The 19,674-nt window shown below is 52.2% G+C and carries 20 protein-coding genes and 3 tRNA genes; 16 read left to right on the top strand and 7 right to left on the bottom strand.

Annotated features, from left to right (window positions below; translation table 11 throughout):
* Nucleotides 1-112: 112 nt before the first annotated feature.
* Nucleotides 113-1,216, top strand: coding sequence for an LptF/LptG family permease (locus OXI60_07270; protein ID MDE0309615.1), 1,104 nt, complete (start codon nucleotides 113-115; stop codon nucleotides 1,214-1,216).
* A gap of 16 nt (nucleotides 1,217-1,232) precedes the next feature.
* Nucleotides 1,233-2,309: an LPS export ABC transporter permease LptG gene (gene lptG / locus OXI60_07265; GenBank protein MDE0309614.1), complete on the top strand. Its 1,077-nt coding sequence runs from the start codon at nucleotides 1,233-1,235 to the stop codon at nucleotides 2,307-2,309.
* Nucleotides 2,310-2,606: 297 nt separating this feature from the next.
* Here the strand turns inward: lptG and OXI60_07260 are convergent.
* Together OXI60_07260 and OXI60_07255 are read right to left on the bottom strand one after the other, a co-directional pair.
* Nucleotides 2,607-2,683: transfer RNA gene (locus OXI60_07260), tRNA-Arg, on the bottom strand.
* 373 nt (nucleotides 2,684-3,056) lie between these two features.
* On the bottom strand, nucleotides 3,057-3,527 hold the full coding sequence (locus OXI60_07255; GenBank protein ID MDE0309613.1) for an EamA family transporter: 471 nt from the start codon (nucleotides 3,525-3,527) through the stop codon (nucleotides 3,057-3,059).
* 198 nt (nucleotides 3,528-3,725) lie between these two features.
* On the opposite strand from OXI60_07255, the gene OXI60_07250 reads away from it, so the two are divergent.
* Complete coding sequence (locus OXI60_07250; protein MDE0309612.1) at nucleotides 3,726-4,013, top strand: HlyU family transcriptional regulator; 288 nt, start codon at nucleotides 3,726-3,728, stop codon at nucleotides 4,011-4,013.
* 40 nt (nucleotides 4,014-4,053) lie between these two features.
* On the opposite strand, the gene meaB is transcribed toward OXI60_07250, so the two are convergent.
* From meaB to OXI60_07225, 5 genes are all read right to left on the bottom strand, one after another.
* Nucleotides 4,054-5,007 (bottom strand): methylmalonyl Co-A mutase-associated GTPase MeaB, encoded by a 954-nt coding sequence (gene meaB / locus OXI60_07245; GenBank protein ID MDE0309611.1) that lies wholly within the window; start codon nucleotides 5,005-5,007, stop codon nucleotides 4,054-4,056.
* A gap of 30 nt (nucleotides 5,008-5,037) precedes the next feature.
* Nucleotides 5,038-6,714 (bottom strand): acyl-CoA mutase large subunit family protein, encoded by a 1,677-nt coding sequence (locus OXI60_07240; protein ID MDE0309610.1) that lies wholly within the window; start codon nucleotides 6,712-6,714, stop codon nucleotides 5,038-5,040.
* Nucleotides 6,701-7,156 (bottom strand): cobalamin-dependent protein, encoded by a 456-nt coding sequence (locus OXI60_07235; GenBank protein MDE0309609.1) that lies wholly within the window; start codon nucleotides 7,154-7,156, stop codon nucleotides 6,701-6,703. The genes OXI60_07240 and OXI60_07235 overlap by 14 nt, the downstream gene beginning before the upstream one ends.
* A gap of 27 nt (nucleotides 7,157-7,183) precedes the next feature.
* Nucleotides 7,184-7,735, bottom strand: coding sequence for a TlpA disulfide reductase family protein (locus OXI60_07230; GenBank protein ID MDE0309608.1), 552 nt, complete (start codon nucleotides 7,733-7,735; stop codon nucleotides 7,184-7,186).
* An 81-nt stretch (nucleotides 7,736-7,816) separates the two neighbouring features.
* On the bottom strand, nucleotides 7,817-8,257 hold the full coding sequence (locus OXI60_07225) for a CBS domain-containing protein (protein MDE0309607.1): 441 nt from the start codon (nucleotides 8,255-8,257) through the stop codon (nucleotides 7,817-7,819).
* 385 nt (nucleotides 8,258-8,642) lie between these two features.
* On the opposite strand from OXI60_07225, the gene OXI60_07220 reads away from it, so the two are divergent.
* The 13 genes from OXI60_07220 to nuoH all read left to right on the top strand — a co-directional run bounded on the left by OXI60_07220 (nucleotide 8,643) and on the right by nuoH (nucleotide 19,666).
* Nucleotides 8,643-8,718 (top strand) — tRNA-Lys (locus OXI60_07220).
* Between the two features lie 603 nt (nucleotides 8,719-9,321).
* Nucleotides 9,322-10,242, top strand: coding sequence for an arginine deiminase family protein (locus OXI60_07215; protein MDE0309606.1), 921 nt, complete (start codon nucleotides 9,322-9,324; stop codon nucleotides 10,240-10,242).
* A 253-nt stretch (nucleotides 10,243-10,495) separates the two neighbouring features.
* Entirely contained in the window at nucleotides 10,496-11,254 is a 759-nt protein-coding gene (tpiA, locus tag OXI60_07210) for a triose-phosphate isomerase (protein ID MDE0309605.1), read from the top strand.
* A 15-nt stretch (nucleotides 11,255-11,269) separates the two neighbouring features.
* Nucleotides 11,270-11,617, top strand: coding sequence for a preprotein translocase subunit SecG (secG, locus tag OXI60_07205; GenBank protein ID MDE0309604.1), 348 nt, complete (start codon nucleotides 11,270-11,272; stop codon nucleotides 11,615-11,617).
* Nucleotides 11,618-11,645: 28 nt separating this feature from the next.
* Nucleotides 11,646-11,730, top strand: a tRNA-Leu gene (locus OXI60_07200).
* Nucleotides 11,731-11,775: 45 nt separating this feature from the next.
* Nucleotides 11,776-12,132: an NADH-quinone oxidoreductase subunit A gene (locus tag OXI60_07195; GenBank protein MDE0309603.1), complete on the top strand. Its 357-nt coding sequence runs from the start codon at nucleotides 11,776-11,778 to the stop codon at nucleotides 12,130-12,132.
* Nucleotides 12,133-12,135: 3 nt separating this feature from the next.
* Nucleotides 12,136-12,612 (top strand): NADH-quinone oxidoreductase subunit B, encoded by a 477-nt coding sequence (locus tag OXI60_07190; GenBank protein MDE0309602.1) that lies wholly within the window; start codon nucleotides 12,136-12,138, stop codon nucleotides 12,610-12,612.
* 11 nt (nucleotides 12,613-12,623) lie between these two features.
* Complete coding sequence (locus OXI60_07185; GenBank protein ID MDE0309601.1) at nucleotides 12,624-13,232, top strand: NADH-quinone oxidoreductase subunit C; 609 nt, start codon at nucleotides 12,624-12,626, stop codon at nucleotides 13,230-13,232.
* The gene (locus OXI60_07180) at nucleotides 13,216-14,469 is read left to right on the top strand and encodes an NADH-quinone oxidoreductase subunit D (protein MDE0309600.1); all 1,254 of its coding nucleotides are present in this window, start codon (nucleotides 13,216-13,218) and stop codon (nucleotides 14,467-14,469) included. Before OXI60_07185 ends, OXI60_07180 begins: the two co-directional genes overlap by 17 nt.
* Nucleotides 14,466-14,939 (top strand): NADH-quinone oxidoreductase subunit NuoE, encoded by a 474-nt coding sequence (gene nuoE / locus OXI60_07175; protein MDE0309599.1) that lies wholly within the window; start codon nucleotides 14,466-14,468, stop codon nucleotides 14,937-14,939. Before OXI60_07180 ends, nuoE begins: the two co-directional genes overlap by 4 nt.
* Nucleotides 14,936-16,210, top strand: coding sequence for an NADH-quinone oxidoreductase subunit NuoF (gene nuoF, locus OXI60_07170; GenBank protein ID MDE0309598.1), 1,275 nt, complete (start codon nucleotides 14,936-14,938; stop codon nucleotides 16,208-16,210). The genes nuoE and nuoF overlap by 4 nt, the downstream gene beginning before the upstream one ends.
* 7 nt (nucleotides 16,211-16,217) lie before the next feature.
* Complete coding sequence (nuoG, locus tag OXI60_07165; protein ID MDE0309597.1) at nucleotides 16,218-18,626, top strand: NADH-quinone oxidoreductase subunit NuoG; 2,409 nt, start codon at nucleotides 16,218-16,220, stop codon at nucleotides 18,624-18,626.
* Nucleotides 18,623-19,666, top strand: coding sequence for an NADH-quinone oxidoreductase subunit NuoH (nuoH, locus tag OXI60_07160; GenBank protein ID MDE0309596.1), 1,044 nt, complete (start codon nucleotides 18,623-18,625; stop codon nucleotides 19,664-19,666). The genes nuoG and nuoH overlap by 4 nt, the downstream gene beginning before the upstream one ends.
* Nucleotides 19,667-19,674: the final 8 nt, after the last annotated feature.

Raw genomic sequence — 19,674 nt, 5'->3', positions numbered from 1 at the left:
TTGCTTAAGGTCGGCAAGTGTACGTTGCCCAATTTTATCAGAACAGTACGGGACTGTTTCGTTGTTGGTTGACAGTCAGAATTCTTTTATTGAGCGAGATGATTGGTAACGCATGAAAATCTTTCGCAAAAACCTCTTTAACGAAACTACGATGAATTACGGTGTGGTCCTGTTCATGACAATCGGGATTTTCGCGGTAGTGAAATTTCTCGGGTTATTGAAAAGAGCTGTACAAGGCAGTCTTCCAGTTGATGGTCTGGGGCTGATTCTCATGCTGAAGGTCGCCACATTTCTCGATGTCATACTTACTCCGGCACTGTATATCTCAATTCTGCTTGTGATGATTCGCTGGAATCGGGACAATGAGATTACTGCCTACGCCACCGCCGGTATCGGACCGATGGCATACTTCACACCTGCATTGCTGGTAGCGGCCCTGTCTACGTTTTTGGTTGCGCTTTGTTCGTTTGTGGTCGCGCCTTCGGCCGAGATGGCATATCAGGACAAGGTTACGAATTACCGCCACAGTCTGCGGAATATCCCTTTTGAAGAAGGGCGGTTCAGGGATTTCCGGGGCGGTCGCAGCGTGGTCTATTTCGGTGAGACAAACAACGTCGAACCGTCGTCCGCCGAAACAGCCCCATCTGATCCCGTACGCCTGTTTTACGTGGTGTCCGAGCCTCATGGCAAGGAGATTACCGTGGCGCAGGATGGGCAGTATCACCTTGACCTGAACGAGAAGATGGAAACGCTGCAGGTCATTAACGGCATCCGATACCGCATATCGGAGAAATTACGCAATTATGAATTGACCGAGTTCAAGTCCTTTACCGAGTCGATACCGATCATTGAATATGAACTTGGGTCCACAGTTACGAGAGCAAAACCGACACTTCAGTTGATCGGCTCTGATTTGCCCGGGGATATTGCCGAGTTGGAGTGGCGAATTTCCAAAGTGATCGTCATGCCAATGGTCGTTTTGCTGGCGTTCGCGTTTGGAAGCAGCCGGTTGACTTCAAGAATGGGTGCGAATCTCGTCGGTGCCGTTTTGGTGTACTTCATCTATGGCAGTTTGGTCGGCTTCATTGTCGATATCGAAAGAACGCAGTACTTCGGCATCGATGTTTTTCTGTGGTTGCCGCATGTACTGGTTGCCCTGCTGATTGGCTGGGTGGTGTTGCGAACCCACCAGAACCGGGGCATCATTTCCACCTGACGACGACTTCAAGACAATGAGAAAAATTTGGATCATTGACCTGTATTTCGGTCGTGAAATCACGACCAAAAGTATTGTTGCCGGGGTTTGGTTGGTCGCCATATATCTTTTTATTACCCTGCTGGATATGCTGGAAGACGTCAGCATCAAGGAAGACATCCGATATGTGGGAGAAGTCCTGCTGCTTTCCGTTCCTCGAATCCTGTATGAGCTGGCACCCATGATTCTTCTGATCGGCGCGATTCTTGCGCTGACCACGCTTTCGCGCAGGTTGGAGTTGACTGCGTTGCAGGCGGTCGGCGTATCGAAGTTTCGGATTTCCGCGTCAACAGCCGGGTATTCGATACTCTTGGCGCTGGTCATGTTTTTCTGGGGTGAGTTGGTAGTGCCCAGGAGCGAGGTCAGTCTGTACCTGAAACAGGACGAGCGGGTCAGTCAGCAGGGAGCTGAAGCGCCGAAACACGGCATATGGTATCGGGACGGCAATCAATTCATACACATTACACCGAAACTCAGTGACGACACTCTCAAGGATATAGAGATCTTTCATTTTGATCCAAATGGCCGCCTGGTAAAGTTGACCAACGCAGCAGGTGGGATATTCAGCAAGGAGAAAAAGAACTTGAAGCTATACGGCGTTATCGAAAGTACGCTCGAGAATAGAAGAATCGTGCGACTCACGGCGGAAAGCAAGGACCATCCGATAGAAGCTGAATTGAGTGTTATCGGAGCCCATAGACGCGATCCATCGCAATTGACAATCATTGAGTTGTATCGGGCGATCAGGTTTCTCAGGACCAACGGGCTGAAAACCGAGTTTCTCAGCCTGGCATTCTGGAATCGGATCATCTCTCCCTTATCCATGATTGTCATGATGCTGTTTGCGCTGTTGTGCGTCTATCGCTTCCGACCGAAAATGAGCAACGGACACCTGGTGTTTATCGGCTTGCTGTTCGGCTTGCTTTATTTTTCGATCCAGCAATCGGTCGGCTATATTGCGATGTTGAATGGGTTGCAACCCGTGATCGGAACGTTCTCTACATTCTTATTATTCTCAGCTTCAGCAATTGCGGTTTTGGCTCGAACAGAATGAAGATTCATGCGTTTACACAACAACATACAGAGCAACAACAGCCCAAAAGATATTCACAACGAAATCGAACGCAATTTGTGTTAAGTTAGAATGACTTTATATAGTAATAGTTAAAATAACAATCATAACTTATTGATATTAAATAAAAGAAATTTGATTATTTAGAATTATCGAATTTATTGCACTCGTTGCCCAATCGGAAGTTCGAAGATTTGCAGGTTGTTGACAGAGTTATTGACAGCCCATTGTTGCCATTCAGCCATGTAGAATCAGGCTCATATGTGGATTGACCGAAATTGGCGCCCCGAAGACGACTCGAACGCCTAACCTGCCGCTTAGGAGGCGGCTGCTCTATCCTGTTGAGCTATCGGGGCGCAGTGAAGCCGGAAGGATGATGAAAAGCTGAATCGACAGTTTTTCAGTTGTTGTTCCGGTGATGGCACGTGACGGTAGAGCATTGTAATTGTATTTTTTCACCAATGCGAAACCATACCGCCGGAAGGTGTGATTATTTCGATTTCACACGACTCGGACCGAGACGTTTGAGGCAAAGCGAACAGAGCGCTGACTTCAGCGTATAACACTCGCTCAGAGCATCGCTATTCGGTGTCCGTGGAATGTCCAATTCACAAGTCAATCACCTGATGCGCCACTTTGATCATCCTGATACAGAATCCCGCAGCAAACAAAAGATCGGGCAACTCGCATCCAATCCATTCAATCAGCGAGCGTGGTGATCAGGTGCGATCAGGAGTCAGTCTCAACAAACATGAGGGCCACACCGGCGATGATGGTAACGGCACCCATTGCCTTGGTCCAGTTCATGCTTTCGCGAAGCCACAACCACGATAGCAGCAGCGCTATGAGAATCGTGCCGCCTACGATGATCGGAATCGCTGTGCTTGCTGCGACCGGTTCGTGACTCAAACCCCCGCGCAACAGGTAGAAATATCCAATTTCGGCCGCTCCGATGCAAATTCCGGCGAGTGCTGCCCACATCAGAGCTGGTGGCGGAACCGCCAGAATTGTGTTGCCGCGAATCAGGAGTCCTGCTACGAAAACACAGGAAACCAGTAGTGCGGCAGTCTGCAAAGTTATGGTCGCGGCAATCGTCGATGTGGCCTCGACTGGAATGTGACTGCTGGAAATCTTGATCAGGAGGTTGTATCCAGCATAAAAGAAGGTGACTGCGGCGAGCAATAGCAAAGCCCCGTACATAATTGATTACCTCAGTTGAAAACAGACAAGTGTTCAGTTGAATTGTATAGAAAGTAACGCAGGTGTCGATGGATTGGTTGGAACCCATTGCGTAAGCGATGCCATTGCAATCGACTGCAACGTTCGCCCAAGTCGTTATAATTGAACTGGAATCACTTTGAATCAGGTTGGAATTATCATTCTTGGCGGAAAGCAATTATGGGATTATTTGATCGAATACTGGGTAAGGGAGAAACGCGATCTGCTCCCCAACCCGAACTTGAGGACTATGAGGGGTACCAGATAAAACCTGCCCCTCTCAAGCAACAGGGTTCCTACAACTCTGCGGGCTATATCTACAAAGCCGACGAATCCGGTACATTACAAGAACACTATTTCATTCGGGCGGACACACACACTGACTTCGAAACCGCATGTGAACATTCGGTGTTCAAGGCCAAACAGATCATCAACGAGTCAGGCGATCGAATTTTCGAGCGCAAGTGAACGTCGAAGCAATCGGTAGTCAATGACGGTGGGTTTGCACCTACTCACTCATCGGGAAATCGGGGTTTCGACTGACGTAGGTCATGATGTCGCGGGCAATCCGGTCGGCATTGACTTCACCGGCGAGTACACGTCCAATCAACTGCGAGATTGCTTCGTCATCAGAACTTGCAATTGCCTGTTCCAAAGCTTCGCCAACATTCCGGGCAACCAGTTTGCGCATTCTTCCGATTTTTGACTCCAGCCGGTCGACGCTTTTGAGATCGTCACCCATCCGGACCACACGATCGATCAGTTCCGATACGCCCTCGCCGCCGGATGCGATGGTTTTCAGCAACAACGGTGACTTAGCGGCATGACGCAGGGCTATTGCCTGACTCAGATCACTCATGGTCGAGTCGGCTTCAGGCATGTCTGATTTGTTGACTACCACAATATCCGCGATTTCCAGCAGTCCAGCCTTGATCGCCTGAATCTCATCACCGCGTCCGGGAGACTCGACGACGACGACCGTATCAGCCAGTTGCGATATTTCGACTTCGGACTGGCCTGTCCCGACGGTTTCAACAATAATCGCATTCCAATCAGTGGCGTCAAATAGATTGATGATGTTCAGTGCTGTAGTGGTGAGCCCGCCAAGGTGACCGCGGGCTGCCACCGAACGGATGAAGACACCCTCATCATGCCCGTGTCGAGCCATTCGAACGCGATCCCCCAGAATGGCACCACCACTGACATGGCTGCTAGGGTCGACCGCGAGCACCGCAACCGTCCTGCCGAGTTTGCGAATCTCGGGTATGCAGGCATCAATCAGCGTTGACTTGCCAACACCTGGCGGACCGGTCACCCCGATAACATGGGCATTGCCGATTTTGTCGCAGATCGCCTTGAGAATCTCTTCCTGACCGACAAGATTGTTCTCGACGATCGTGATCGCTCTCGCCAGCGACTTTCTGCCGCCTGTTTGCAGTCGTTCAAGAATCGAGGATTGCACGGGTCTGGCTTGCAGTTCCGGCACTATGGATCATACTGTGGTCTGAGGTTGACCGAATCCCAGTTCCTGCCGGATATGATGAACAACCTCGCCGTGCGTGACACCGCTGCATATGGCTTCTACGATCGCACCGTAAACATTTTGCGTCTCATCCTGAGCTGCTTGCTGCAGTTGGCTGACAGCTCTGTTGTAGTCAGAACGGTTGCGTTCGGCCTTGTACTTCCGCAGTGTGTGCAGCTGTTTCTCAACCGCTGCCATGCTGGGCCGCTCGAGTGGCTTTGCAGTCGCCGCATCGGCTTCCGATATGTACTTGTTGACCCCGACCACAGTCTGCTCGCCGCTTTCGACCGAATTCTGGAATTGCATTGCCGACTGTCCAATCCAGTTTTGGATCATGCCCTTCTCGACCGCGGCGAACATACCACCGGCATCGTCGATGCCTGAGATGATGTCCACAATTCGCTCTTCCATCTGGTCGGTCAGTGACTCGACGTAGTAGGAGCCGGCAAGGGGGTCGATCACGTCCGCACAGTGAGCCTCCTCCCGAATAATGTTTTGAGTCGCGACCGCAATCCGTGCCGCTTCCTCCGTCGGCGCGCTCAGCACCTCGTCGAAAGAGTCGGTGTGCAGGGACTGCAGTCCGGTGAATACGCCGGCCAACGCCTGGACGGTGACTCTTGCGATATTGTTGAGAGGTTCCTGACGGGTGAGGTCAACCCCTGATGTCTGGCCGTGAAACTTGAAACGCCATGTTTTCGGATTGTGGGCATTGAATCGTTCGCGGACGATCTTCTGCCAGATCCGCCGCCCGGCACGACATTTTGCGATTTCTTCAAAGAAACTCATGGAGATGTCAAAAAAGAAGGTAAATCGCTCCAGAAAGTTATTCGGGTCCATCCCGCGGGCAATACAGTCTTCCGCATATTGGATGCCCGTAGCCAGCGTAAAAGCCATGGCTTGCGCGGGCGTCGCACCGGCTTGCTGCATGTGCTGCCCGACAATTGACAGCGGGTTCCAGAATGGGACATGTTTCTGGCAGAACGCGATGTGATCGACCAAAACCCGCCGCGATCCTTCCAGGCTGAGTCGAAAAAACATGTGATTGGCGACGTAGTGCGAAATGTAATCGCTCTGGTTGGATGTACCCGATACGCGAGCCCAATCCACTCCCCGCCTTTTGGCCACAGCCAACACGAGGGCAAGCAACGTGAACGGCAGCGGATCGTTCATGGCTGTCGACAGCGACTGGATTTCCACGTCACGAAAGCATCGATCCATGTCATCAACCGTATTGACCATCACACCACAGGTGCCGAGCAGTTTTGGATCGACTTCGTCAATATCGTAGCCACGATAGACCGAATTGCAGGGAATCAGACTGATCGCTGTGTTGCCGGCATCCAAAAGCCGGCGCAGTCGCCGGTTATAGTCTTCGGGTGTTCCGAACCCGATCAACTGACGCTGACTCCAGACTTTCCCCCGATGCATCGTCGGGTAAATTCCGCGCGTCATCGGCAACTGTCCTGGATATCCAAGTTGCTCGTCGTACCGACTGTCATTCCAGTCAGCTGGGGTATATAGAGGTTTGATCTCGATTCCGGAACGATTGCGGATAGGGGTTTCGTCAGGCAGCTGACGTTTGTATTCCTGCTGCCAGAGATCTTCAGGTGAATCTCGGCGAAGATCGACAACCTTAGCGTTTTTCATGATTCTGGATCTCCCATTTCTTCAGACTCCCGGTGCGTACCTCAAACGCGAGTGCCCGCACATAACTAGAAATTTCTGTCAGGCTGCTTCCCGGATGGAAAACCCGGCGAACACCCAGCTCAATCAGTTCAACCTCATCATCTTCCGGAATGATACCACCGACAATGACTCCGATATGTTCCAGCTCGGACTTGCGCAGCGCATCAAGCAGGTCTGGAATCAGCAGGTGATCGGTCGCCAGACTGCTGATCCCGATGACGTCGGCATCCTCATCCTCGGCAAGTCTTACAACGTCGGATATGGATTGCCAGGGTGGCGTGTATACAACCTCCATGCCTGCGTCCCGTAACATGGTGGCAATGATCCGGCTTCCCCGGTCATGTCCATCCAGTCCGATTTTGGTAACAATTATCTTGGGGCGATAGTCTTGTGGTAGTGACATGCCTTATCCAGATTATCCAGAGCTGGATCATTCCTCAATCAGTTGCTGGACAAGCGACTTCATTTGTTCAGAAACAAAATCAAACTCGCCCAACCCCCTATATCGCTGATGGTAACTGCGGTCAACGATGTATGTAGTCGGAATCGGGCGCACGTTCCAGCTTTTGTAGAACTTGAGATCGGGATCCAATACGATGGCAAACTCCAGGCTCGGATCAAAATTGTTAAGGAAATTCTTGACGGTCGCCTGTGTTTCGCCGACGTTGACCGCGACAACCTCAAAGTCGTTGCGGTCCAGTGAAGCCCACAATTTCTGAATCGTCGGCAGTTCATGGACGCAGGGTGGACACCAAGTGGCCCAAAAATTCACTACCAACACTTTCCCTTTGAGGAACTCATCGTCCGCGGAAGGATTATTGATCCACTGTGCACTGTCAAATTCCGGTGCCGCCACCGGCTCGACCGAATTCAGATTCTCAATCTGCGATACGTCCTGGGAATTCGCGGTGTGGGTCAAAGTCACCAAAACGAGCACAATCGCGATGTGCTTCCATTTGGGCATGAGGTGTTTCAGCTGCATGTGACGATATCGCTGAAGCCAGTCACTGCGGAATCAGCTAAACCATGGTGAGCAGAAGCTTAGGCGGCAAGAGTGGGTCGATCAGGTGATTTCGCCCGCCCCTGACAGTAGGTTCTCGAGACTGGCCATCTGCATCTCTCGGCTTCGAATTACTTCGGCCAAAAGGTCATTGGCAGATACAACGCCGATGAGTTCTCCGTCTTCGACGACTGGAAGATGGCGGAAACCCTTGCTGACGACAATTTTCATGCAGTCTTCGATATTATCATCAGGATTGACAGTCTGTACGTTCTCGGTCATTACATCTGCGATCAGGGTGTCTTTTGAAGCCAATCCCTGCAGGATCACTCGACGGGCGTAATCTCGTTCGCTGAAAATGCCCACCAGCTCATCTCCGCTGATGACAGGAACCGCGCCGATGTTTCTTTCGGCCAGCACATGCAGTGCTTCCAGAACCGTATTCTCCGGAGTCACTGTCCAGACCATTCCTCTGGCTTTGATCAAGGTCGAAATTGTTTTCATAACTTTACTCCCGACAATAAAGCGGTTGTGAACCGACTGTCAGAGTGTTCACTCCGAAAGGCATCTGCAGCTTGCAGATTCATACCGCGTTGGTGGAATCTGTCCGAACTCGTGCACTCAAACGCGGGTTTCGCCGACTCGAACGCTGCCGGCCAATTCCAAGCCCAAGACAGAAGTTGTACTTTTCGCCTTGTGACAGCATGAACGGAGTCGGTTCGAATGATTCCGGGCAAAGCGATCAAATTCCCATTTCAGTCGCACTTCAATTGTAAAATAATGTTGCTGGCGGTACCAGTTTAATTTACCGTGATTGACATGCGAGTCGACGGGTGCTGGATGATCTGCCGCATCCGATCGAATCATGCATGGCAAATCGTTGATCAATGGGCCGTTAGCTCAGTTGGCAGAGCAGTTGACTCTTAATCAATTGGTCCGGGGTTCGAATCCCTGACGGCCCACCAAGATATTGTTTTGAAATAATAAATTCTTAGCAATAGATACGAAATGAAGAATCGCCAATAATTTCCGATGAGAATTTCACGCTGGTATGAAATTTGGAAACAACTTGTTCCTTATCATATGAATACCGTTACGGCGAAACCGAAGTGTCAACAAACTCATACTAACAATGCAGTCCAGCATCCATCTTGAGGAGGGCGACATCATTGAGGATGCCCGCGTTGACGAGGGAAATTTTTTCAGGGTCAAAAAAGTGTTGCCTCCACATAAGAATCCCACTGAATTTACTGATGACAAACCTTCGAATTGTTTTCGACCCTTTGCTGGCCGCGGTGGAATCGTAACGAACGATATGATTGATGCATTGCGAAATCAAGACGGCGACCAAGTGACCTCTTTTTGCCGTCTTCAGAAATGACATAATTTGGTATATTGATAGGGTCAGATATTGGATTTTGACAATAGACTCCCAATCAAATGGTCCGGGGTTCGAATCCCTGACGCCCCACAGTTTTGAACCAGGGATGCAACATCGTCCACTTGGGCCCCGCTTGGGTTGAAACAAGCATGTCGGTTAATTTTTAGATGGTGAATTTTCAATGTTGATGAAACCAAAGTTCAGCAAAACTTCCAAGACTGATTTTACGCACGAGTACTGGGGAATCGATAACGAATACGCGCGTCTCAGTGATGTCCTGTTGGGTCGACCGGATTTTTATCGCTGGGTTGAAGCCGGCCCGATCATCGGCCGGACGATGGAGAATGCTGCGCGAACCGGTGTAAGCTTTGACTTTGAACTTGCCCAGCGCCAACACGCTGAGATGATCGCCCAGTACGAAGCCAAGGGTGTGTCATGTCACTTCATTGAGGCGGATGAGGCATTACATAGAAATTTCTTCGCTCGGGACAATTCGGTGATGACACCGTGGGGTCCACTGATCTGTCACATGCAGGTGAAGTGTCGTCGTGCGGATTATGCTTCAGTCATCAAGTTCTACCAGGCCAATGAAATTCCGATATGGCAGTTTGCAACTGCAGGTCATTTTGAGGGCGGAGATTTTGTCATTCTGCGACCCGGGCTCGTACTTCTAGGCTATTGCGGCGAGCGGTCAGAGAAGGAAGGCTCCGAACAGGTCGCACGATTCATCGAGGCTGAGGGGTGGGAGGCGCTGGTTGCGCCTATATCAAGAGAATTTGTGCACATGGATGGTTTGGTGGTTCCTGTTGCCGAAAACCTATTGGTTACCTGCACGGACGCGATGGAGCCATGGCTCGTGAAATGGCTGGAGGATCGGGGTTTTGCGTTTGTTGATGTCAGTTATCGCGAGGCACGGAACCTGGGCGTGAATCTGATGTCACTGGGAGACGACCGGATCTTGGCTATGACGGGCGCACCGGAGCTGGTCGGCAAACTGCGGGCATTGGGATTTGATGTATGCGAAATTGACCTGTCGATGTTCACTCTGGGCGGTGGTGGAATACATTGCCTGAGCCAGGCATTGAGAAGGGAAAGACTGAGTGGATAATCCATTCGGCCGAATCACTTGATCGGCCTGAGTCCGAGGTCTGGACCCTCACCGAATTGTCGTTGCCCTGGAAGGAATTCAGCCGTCCCCGGTGAAAGTGCCTGAACTGACAGGGAAAGGTGTGTTGCAAATTGATTTTTCAGCGCAAAAGAAGTAGCATAGACACATTACAGACAATAGCGAACTCATACTATTCACTGCCAGCGCAGAAGCCTCGCGAGGTTGACCCGGGTACTGTGAATTTTTTTTATTCATGCGACGGAAAATAATTGTAGGCAACTGGAAAATGAACGGTGCCTTCAGTATGGCGCGTTCAGTAGTCGGGGATGTTGTTCATGGCACGGCACAATTCGAGGCAACGATTGATGTCGCTGTCTGCCCGCCGTTTGTATACATCAACGCAGTGAATGCTTTGCTCGAGGAATCTTCGGCGGTCGCGCTCGGCGCACAGGACAGCAGCGAACATCCCTCCGGCGCATACACAGGTGAAGTATCATCTTGCATGCTGAAAGAGATTGGTTGCGAATATGTAATAGTCGGACACTCGGAAAGACGCGCCTATCACGACGAAACTGACGAGGAGATCGGCCGCAAGGCGAAAGCGGTCATCTCGCAGGGGATGAAAGCCATTGTTTGTGTCGGCGAGAAGCTGGAAGACAGGCAGTCGGGCGATACAAAATCGGTCATTGATCGACAGCTGGGTGCGGTTCTGGGAGTCGTAGACGAGTCTGAGATGCCAGCAATGCTGATCGCATATGAGCCTGTTTGGGCGATCGGTACCGGAATGACGGCTTCGACGAATCAGATACAGGAGACGCACAGATGGATTCGTGATGGAATTCGCGAGGTGAGCGCCGAAGTTGCTCCGATCTGTCGGATTCTATATGGCGGCAGTGTCAATGGATCAAATGCCGCTGAGATTCTCAGTCAACCGGATGTTGATGGTTGTCTGGTCGGTGGTGCCTCGTTGAGTTCGGAGGAGTTTCTGAAAATTTGCAACGCGGCAGTATAGGGAAACGAAATTAAGATGGAATTATTGACAAAGATATTACTGGGACTGTTTTTGGTGACGTCGGTTACCATGATTGTTCTGATCCTGCTTCAGCGGGGGAAGGGCTCTGACCTCGGTGCGGTGTTCGGAGGCGGTTCCCAGTCGGTATTTGGCAGCCGCGGGTCGGCGAATTTCCTCACCCGCATCACTGCCGTATTAGCGACTGTATTTTTTGGCATTGCGCTTAGTCTTGCGTATATTTATACGGGCGCGCGAACACCGACGAGTGTCACAGACATAGTCACGTCGGAAACGATTGTGGAGGAAGTTCCGCAAACTTCCGATGGTGATGCAGGCGGCGAGTTGCCGAAATTGCCGCAGTAAGGTCGCGAACCGATCAGATGAGCAGATTGCCGAAGTGGTGGAATTGGTAGACACGCCGTCTTGAGGGGGCGGTGGCGAGAGCCGTGCCGGTTCAAGTCCGGCCTTCGGCACCAGATCAGGTAAGTCAGGAAAAAGAAAGTTGAGTTCCAAATAGTCCGATGCTGGCAAATTACATTCCAATTGTGATTTTTCTGCTGGTCGCGCTGGTGATGGGCGCCGCGATGATCGGTGTCAGTTCATTGCTCGGTCCGCACAAGCCAGACAAGGAGAAACTGTCGCCGTACGAGTGCGGATTCGAGGCCTTTGAGGACAGCCGCATGAAATTTGATGTGCGATATTATCTCGTCGCCATCCTATTCATCATATTCGACCTGGAAATCGCGTTTCTTTTTCCTTGGGCCATTACGCTCGATGAAATCGGACTGTTCGGATTCGTCGCGATGATGATATTTCTCGGTGTGCTTGTCATTGGGTTCATCTATGAGTGGAAAAAAGGCGCACTGGAGTGGGAGTAGGGTATGTCTATTGAAGGAATCATGAATCAGGGCATGGTCACCACGACCATGGATAAGTTGATCAACTGGGCGCGTACCGGCTCGATGTGGCCCATGACATTCGGACTTGCGTGCTGCAGTGTGGAAATGATGCACGCAGGCGCGTCCCGTTATGATCTTGACCGGTTCGGCATTATTTTCAGGCCGAGTCCAAGACAGTCGGATGTGATGATTGTCGCGGGAACGCTGGTCAACAAGATGGCACCGGCGTTGCGAAAGGTCTATGATCAGATGGCCGAGCCCAGATGGGTGATTTCCATGGGCTCGTGCGCCAACGGCGGCGGGTACTATCACTATTCGTACTCGGTGGTCAGAGGTTGCGACAGAATCGTTCCGGTTGATGTCTATGTCCCTGGTTGTCCACCCACAGCCGAAGCGCTTGTCTACGGCATCCTGCAACTGCAGCGAAAGATTCAACGAACCAACACGATTGCCAGATAGAGGTCTCGAGCGTGGCCTCTATTGCTCAACTCACCCAGTCAGTTCAGGATCTGCTCGGCACTGATATCTCAGCGTCGGTAACCGATGTCGATGAATTGACGATTGTGGTGGATTCAGAGCGAATTACTGACATCTGTACCGCACTGCGCGACGATGACCGGACCAGGTTCGAGCAGTTGATTGATTTATGCGCGGTTGATTATTCGGTCTACGGCGAAGGATATCCAGCCAGACAGTGGACCGGTTCACGCTATGCGGTGGTCTATCACCTTCTGTCCGTATCGCTCAATCATCGATTGAGAGTCAAGGTTTATATTGACGAGGACCATCCGGTCGTCCGCTCAGTCACCGACATCTGGCCGGCTGCGGACTGGTTTGAGCGGGAGGCGTTCGATCTGTTCGGGATTCTGTTTGAGGGACACTCAGACCTGCGTCGGATTCTTACCGACTATGGTTTCATCGGACATCCGTTCCGCAAGGATTTCCCACTGACGGGATATGTTGAGATGCGATACGATCCCGGCAAGGGGCGCGTGGTCTACGAGCCTGTGACGATCGAGCCGAGAACCTTGGTGCCCCGAGTGATTCGGGAGGATAGTTTCGGTGACCGAGATTCGTAATTACACCATGAATTTCGGACCGCAGCACCCCGCCGCGCATGGTGTGCTGAGGCTGGTGATGGAGATGGACGGTGAGGTGGTTCAGAGAATTGATCCACACATCGGGCTGTTGCATCGTGCTACGGAGAAGCTTGCCGAGTCAAAGCCATACAATCAAAGCATCGGTTATATGGATCGACTCGATTATGTTTCCATGATGTGCAACGAACACGCTTATGTGCTAGCGATCGAAAAACTGTTGGGGATTACCGTTCCGATTCGCGCACAGTACATCAGGGTTATGTTCGACGAGATTACCCGCATTCTCAATCACCTGCTGTGGCTTGGTGCGCACGGACTGGACATCGGCGCGATGTCGATGTTTTTGTACTGTTTCCGCGAGCGTGAGGACCTGATGGACTGCTATGAGGCGGCGTCCGGAGCTCGGATGCACGCAACTTACTACCGGCCGGGCGGAGTCTACAGGGATCTTCCCGATTCGATGCCAAAGTACGAGCCGTCCAAGTACCGCAGCAAGCGCAAGCTCGAGGATCTGAACCGGGATCGTCAAGGTTCTCTGCTGGATTTCATCGAGGCGTTCACCGACAGGTTTCCGAAGTGTGTTGATGATTATGAAACACTGCTGACGGACAATCGGATCTGGAAGCAGCGAACGGTAGATATCGGGATCGTGTCTCAGCAGACCTGCCTGGCACGGGGATTCACCGGGCCCATGCTGCGCGGCTCCGGAGTCGCTTGGGATTTGCGCAAGAAACAGCCGTACGAGGTTTATGACAGGGTTGATTTTGACATACCGGTGGGAACCAATGGTGATTGCTATGACAGATACCTGTGTCGGGTAGAGGAGATGCGCCAGTCCAATCGGATTATCCGCCAGTGTGTCGCATGGTTGCAGACCAATCCCGGACCGGTAATGATTGATGATGCAAAACTGATCGCTCCGCGCCGCGAAACCATGAAACAGGATATGGAATCCCTGATTCATCATTTCAAGCTGTTTACGGAGGGATATTGCCTTCGCGAGGGCGAGTCTTATGCCGCGGTGGAAGCGCCGAAGGGGGAGTTCGGGGTCTATCTTATCTCCGACGGCGCGAACAAGCCCTATCGTTTGAAAATTCGGGCACCGGGCTTTGTCCATCTGTCGTCATTGGACGAAATGTGTCGCGGACACATGCTGGCAGACGTAGTCGCAGTAATCGGCACCCAGGATATCGTATTCGGAGAAATCGACCGATGATACTGTCCAGCGACGCACTTGAGCAGATTCAGACCGAGATCGCGAAGTACCCGCATGGACGAGCCCAAGCGGCGGTGATGGCGGCATTGCGTATCGCACAGGATGAAAGTGGTTGGGTAAGTGACGAGGTGATGAATGCGATCGCCGGACTGTTGGATATCGAATCGATCAAGGTGGCGGAGGTGGCGACTTTCTACACGATGTACGACCTGGAACCGCCCGGGCGACATAAAATAAACGTATGTACCAACATTTCATGTGCGTTGCGGGGCTCCGCGTCGATCGTAGACCACCTAACCGAAAAACTGGGGATCGGACTCGGTGAGACGACCCCTGACGGGCGCTATACGCTCAAGGAAGTTGAATGTCTGGCGGCATGCGGTGGTGCGCCTGCAGCTTTGATCAACCGGGATTACTGCGAGAACCTGACGCCGCAACGCATTGATGAGATTCTGGAGGCCCTTGAATGACCTATCAGGAAGTTCGTATTTGCCTGCCTGAACCGGATCTTGAATCACCCTGGACCATTCAGTCGTACGAAAGTACCGGTGGGTATGCCGCTTGGCGCAAGATTCTGCAGGAAAAAACGCCGCCCGAGGATATCATCGCCGAAGTCAAGGCCTCAGGCTTGAGGGGCCGCGGAGGCGCCGGCTTTCCGACCGGTCTGAAGTGGAGTTTCATGCCTCGAACCCAGCCTGGGCAAAGCTATATTGTCTGCAATTCTGACGAAGGGGAACCTGGGACATTCAAGGATCGGGACATATTGCGTTTCAATCCGCATTCCCTGATCGAGGGAATGGCGATCGCTGGATACGCCATGAACGCGACGGTCGGCTACAACTACATTCGCGGTGAATTTTTCGAATCATACGATCGTTTTGAACAGGCGCTGTCCGAGGCGCGTTCAGCCGGATTGCTTGGAACCGATGTTCTGGGCAGTGGTTTCGATTTCGATATTCACTCACATCTGGGCGCAGGTGCCTATATCTGTGGTGAGGAGACTGGGCTTCTCGAGTCACTGGAAGGCAAGAGTGGCCAGCCGAGATTCAAGCCACCGTTTCCCGCCCAGTTTGGTGCATTCGGCCGACCGACCACAATCAACAATACAGAAACCCTCGCGTCGGTTCCCAGAATCATGCGCGAAGGCGCTCAGTGGTTTGTCGATCTGGGACCGGAAAATAACGCTGGAACGAAAATTTTCTCAGTATCCGGACATGTCAACAATCCAGGAAACTTTGAGGTTCCTCTCGGAATTCCATTCAAAGCACTGTTGGAGATGGCGGGTGGCATGCTCAACGGCGCCAAACTGAAGGCGTGTATTCCGGGCGGTTCTTCAGTACCGGTTTTGCCGGCCGATATCATCATGGATTGTGACATGGATTATGATTCCTTGCAGAATGCGGGTTCCCTGCTTGGCGCTGGATCGGTGATTGTGATGGACGAGTCGACCTGCATGGTCGAGATGCTTGAGCGGATCGCCTATTTTTACTGGGAGGAGTCCTGCGGACAGTGCACGCCTTGCCGCGAGGGAACTGGCTGGCTTTATCGGTTGGTCAGGAAGATTCGCCTTGGTCGTGCCCGGTCTGAGGAGATCGATCAGCTGGTTGACATCGCGAATCGGATTGAGGGACGCACAATCTGTGCGTTGGGAGACGCGGCCGCCTGGCCGGTGCAAAGTTTTATCAGACATTTTCGACATGAATTCGAAGCGAAGATCACTTCCACCGCGCAGGCCGCATAGCTGAACGATGTCAGATTCACCGAAGTTGACCATAGAGATTGACGGCCGCGAGCTTGAGGCAGCACCGGGCTCGATGATCATCGAGGTGGCAGACGCGGCTGGAATTTACATTCCTCGCTTTTGCTATCACGAGAAGTTGTCGGTGGCGGCAAACTGCCGAATGTGTCTGGTCGAAGTCGAGCGGGCACCCAAGCCATTGCCTGCGTGTGCAACGCCGATCATGGACGGCATGAAGGTGAAGACCGCGTCCGAATACGCAGTCGACGCACAGAAGGACACGCTGGAATTTTTGCTGATCAACCATCCGCTGGATTGTCCGATCTGTGATCAGGGCGGGGAATGTCCGCTGCAGGATCAGGCTGTCGGCTACGGTGGTCATTTGTCGAGGTTCAATGAGAAAAAGCGGGTCGTGCAGGATCACAGTATCGGACCGCTGATCGAAACAGAGATGACTCGGTGTATTCACTGCACCCGATGTGTCCGATTTGGGGAGGAAGTCGCAGGTGTGATGGAACTCGGGATCACCGGGCGCGGCGAACACCTGAAAATCGACACGTTCTTTGGCTCTGCCGTTGATTCGGAAGTCTCCGGCAACGTCATTGATCTGTGCCCGGTTGGAGCGCTGACCTCGAAGCCATACAGATTTACCGCAAGATCATGGGAATTGATCAGCCACAGTGCGATCAGCCCTCACGACTGCGTCGGTACCAATATCGACATCCAGACTTTGCGCAACGAAGTCAAGCGGGTGTTGCCGAGGGTCAACGAATCCATCAATGAGTGCTGGATATCCGATCGCGACCGTTACAGTTACGAGGCACTGGAGGACGAGGGTCGACTTGGTGTTCCGATGGTCAGAAAAGAAGGGGAATTGATCGAAGTCAGCTGGCGCGAGGCCCTGAATGCGGCCGTCGAAGGCCTGTCCGATGTGATTCACAGGCACGATGCGGCTGCTGTGGGAACCTTGGTCTCGCCGATGTCGACATTTGAGGAGTTCTATCTCGCACAGAAACTGACGCGGTCAATGGGCAGTCCCAACATTGACCATCGGTTGCGTCAGATTGATTTTTCCCTGGACGAGGATGCACTCCTTTATCCGGGTATCAGCATCCCGATTGATCAGATTCCAAATATGGAAACGGTTGTCCTTGTCGGCTCCAACATACGCAAAGAGCAACCATTGCTTGGACTGCGGGTTCGCAAGGCAGCCAATAAGGGTGCTTGCGTGGACGCAATCAGTCCGATGGACTGGAAGTTCAATTTTCCATTGAGTTCGAACGCAGTGGTCGCGCCCAATGTCATGCCGTATGCGCTGGCTCATGTGCTGAAGGCGGTGTGTGAGATAACCAAAGCTGATTTCCCAACCGATATCTCCGATGATTTTCTTGATGGCGCGGGCGAGTTCGCTGAAAGAGACAGTTGCGCTGAAATCGCGAGCCATCTGTGCAAGGCACAGGAGCGAGCGGTTGTGATTCTTGGCCACTCAGTGATTTCGCATCCTATGTACAGTTGCATTGAACGCTTGGTCTGGCACATTGGCAAGCTATCCGGTGCCTCAGTTTCTGTGCTGCCGCCGGCAAACAGTGTTGCCGGTTGGATTGCGGGATGTCTGCCGCACCGGATCGAAAATGGTCAGGTGGCCGAGCTGACAGGTATGAATGCCCGCCAGATGATCTACAATCCACGTCCCGCGTACGTACTATTCAATGTCGAACCTTCAATGGACCTTTCCGATGGGCTTCATGCGGCCGAGGCGATGGATAATGCGGAGTTCGTCGTCAGTTTTCAGTTCTTTTCGGATGTTCCGGATTATGTGGATGTCGCGCTTCCATTAGCGGCCTATACGGAAAATTCGGGAACCTTCATCAACTGCGAAGGTCGGATTCAAAAATCAACCGCAGCCGTCTCGCCATACGGTGAGGCGCGGCCTGGCTGGAAGATTCTCCGGGTGCTCGGAAACTTGATGGAGAAAGAAGGCTTTGATTACGTATCAACCGAAGAGATTGTGGATGAGGTCGCTCCACTGGAAGGTTTCTGCGAGCGTCCGATGACTATCGATTCGGCCAAGATACCGTGTCTGAAAAAGGGCAACGGAAAAGAGGCGGGGCGGTTCGAACTGATTTCGGATCCGTTGATTTACGGTGTGGATGCAGTCGTTCGGCGCGCGGTATCTCTGCAGAACACATCGGATGCCGAAGCGTCCGGTGTCGGACTTCATCCTCATGACATGTCGATGCTGAAACTTGACAATGGCGATTCCGTCACCATTCGCAGTGATCTGCATACACTGCATACGTTCGCGGTATCTGACGAACGCGTTGCACCCGGCTGTGCATATTTTCCAGCAGGGACCGGGTTTGGTCCGAGCGCGGCGAGTGGAACTGAAATACGGCTGGAGAGGGACACGGTCGAATGAGCGCTCTGATTTCATTTTGGGGAGAGTTGCCCTTCGCGCTCCAGGTCACGATCGAGTCGCTTGCGAAAATCGTCACAATTCTCGTGCCGCTGCTTCTGGTGGTTGCCTATATCACCTATGCGGAGCGAAAAATAATCGGTTATATCCAGGTTCGAGTGGGTCCGAACCGGGTCGGACCACGCGGTTGGCTGCAACCGATTGCGGATTTCCTGAAGCTTTTCTTCAAGGAAGTGCTCATACCAACCAATGCGAATCGGGTATTGTTCATATCCGCGCCGGTTCTGTCGCTCATTCCCGCACTGGCTGCGTGGGCGGTGATCCCGTTTACCGAGACATTGGTGCTGGCCAATCTCGATGTTGGCCTGCTGTACATTCTGGCACTCACTTCGATGGGAGTTTATGGGGTCATCATCGCCGGTTGGGCTTCAAACTCAAAATATGCGTTTCTGGGGGCAATGCGCTCAGCCGCGCAGATTGTCGCGTATGAGATCGCAATGGGATTTGCCCTGGTTGGCCTGCTGATGGCTGCTGGAAGCCTCAATCTGGTGGAGATTGTCAAGGCACAGCAAGGTGGATTGCATCAGTGGTATCTGTGGCCGATGTTTCCACTGTTCCTGGTGTATTTCATTTCCGGTGTTGCGGAAACCAACCGGGCGCCATTTGATGTCGCTGAAGGTGAGTCTGAGATTGTCGCGGGCTTTCATGTCGAGTATTCCGGGATCTCCTTCATGGTGTTCTTCATGGCGGAGTATGCCAACATGTTGCTGATTGCGACGCTTGCGGCAGTGATGTTCCTAGGCGGCTGGTACGCTCCGTTTGACATTGCGCCGTTTAACTGGATTCCACCGTTTTTCTGGCTGTTTGGCAAGGTTGCGGTATTGATGTTTGTTTTTCTGTGGCTCAGGGCAACATTCCCGCGGTATCGGTACGACCAGATCATGAGACTTGGCTGGAAAGTCTTCATTCCGGTTACATTGGTCTGGATCACAGTGATTGGTGTATTTCGGTTCCTGACCCCTTGGGGTTTCATTTTCCGATGAGCAGGGCA

The sequence above is a fragment of the Acidiferrobacterales bacterium genome, assembly GCA_028820695.1.
Classification (GTDB): domain Bacteria; phylum Pseudomonadota; class Gammaproteobacteria; order Arenicellales; family JAJDZL01; genus JAJDZL01.
The sequence above is the reverse complement of the archived record's forward strand: the minus strand, read 5'-3'. Positions and strand labels throughout refer to the sequence as shown.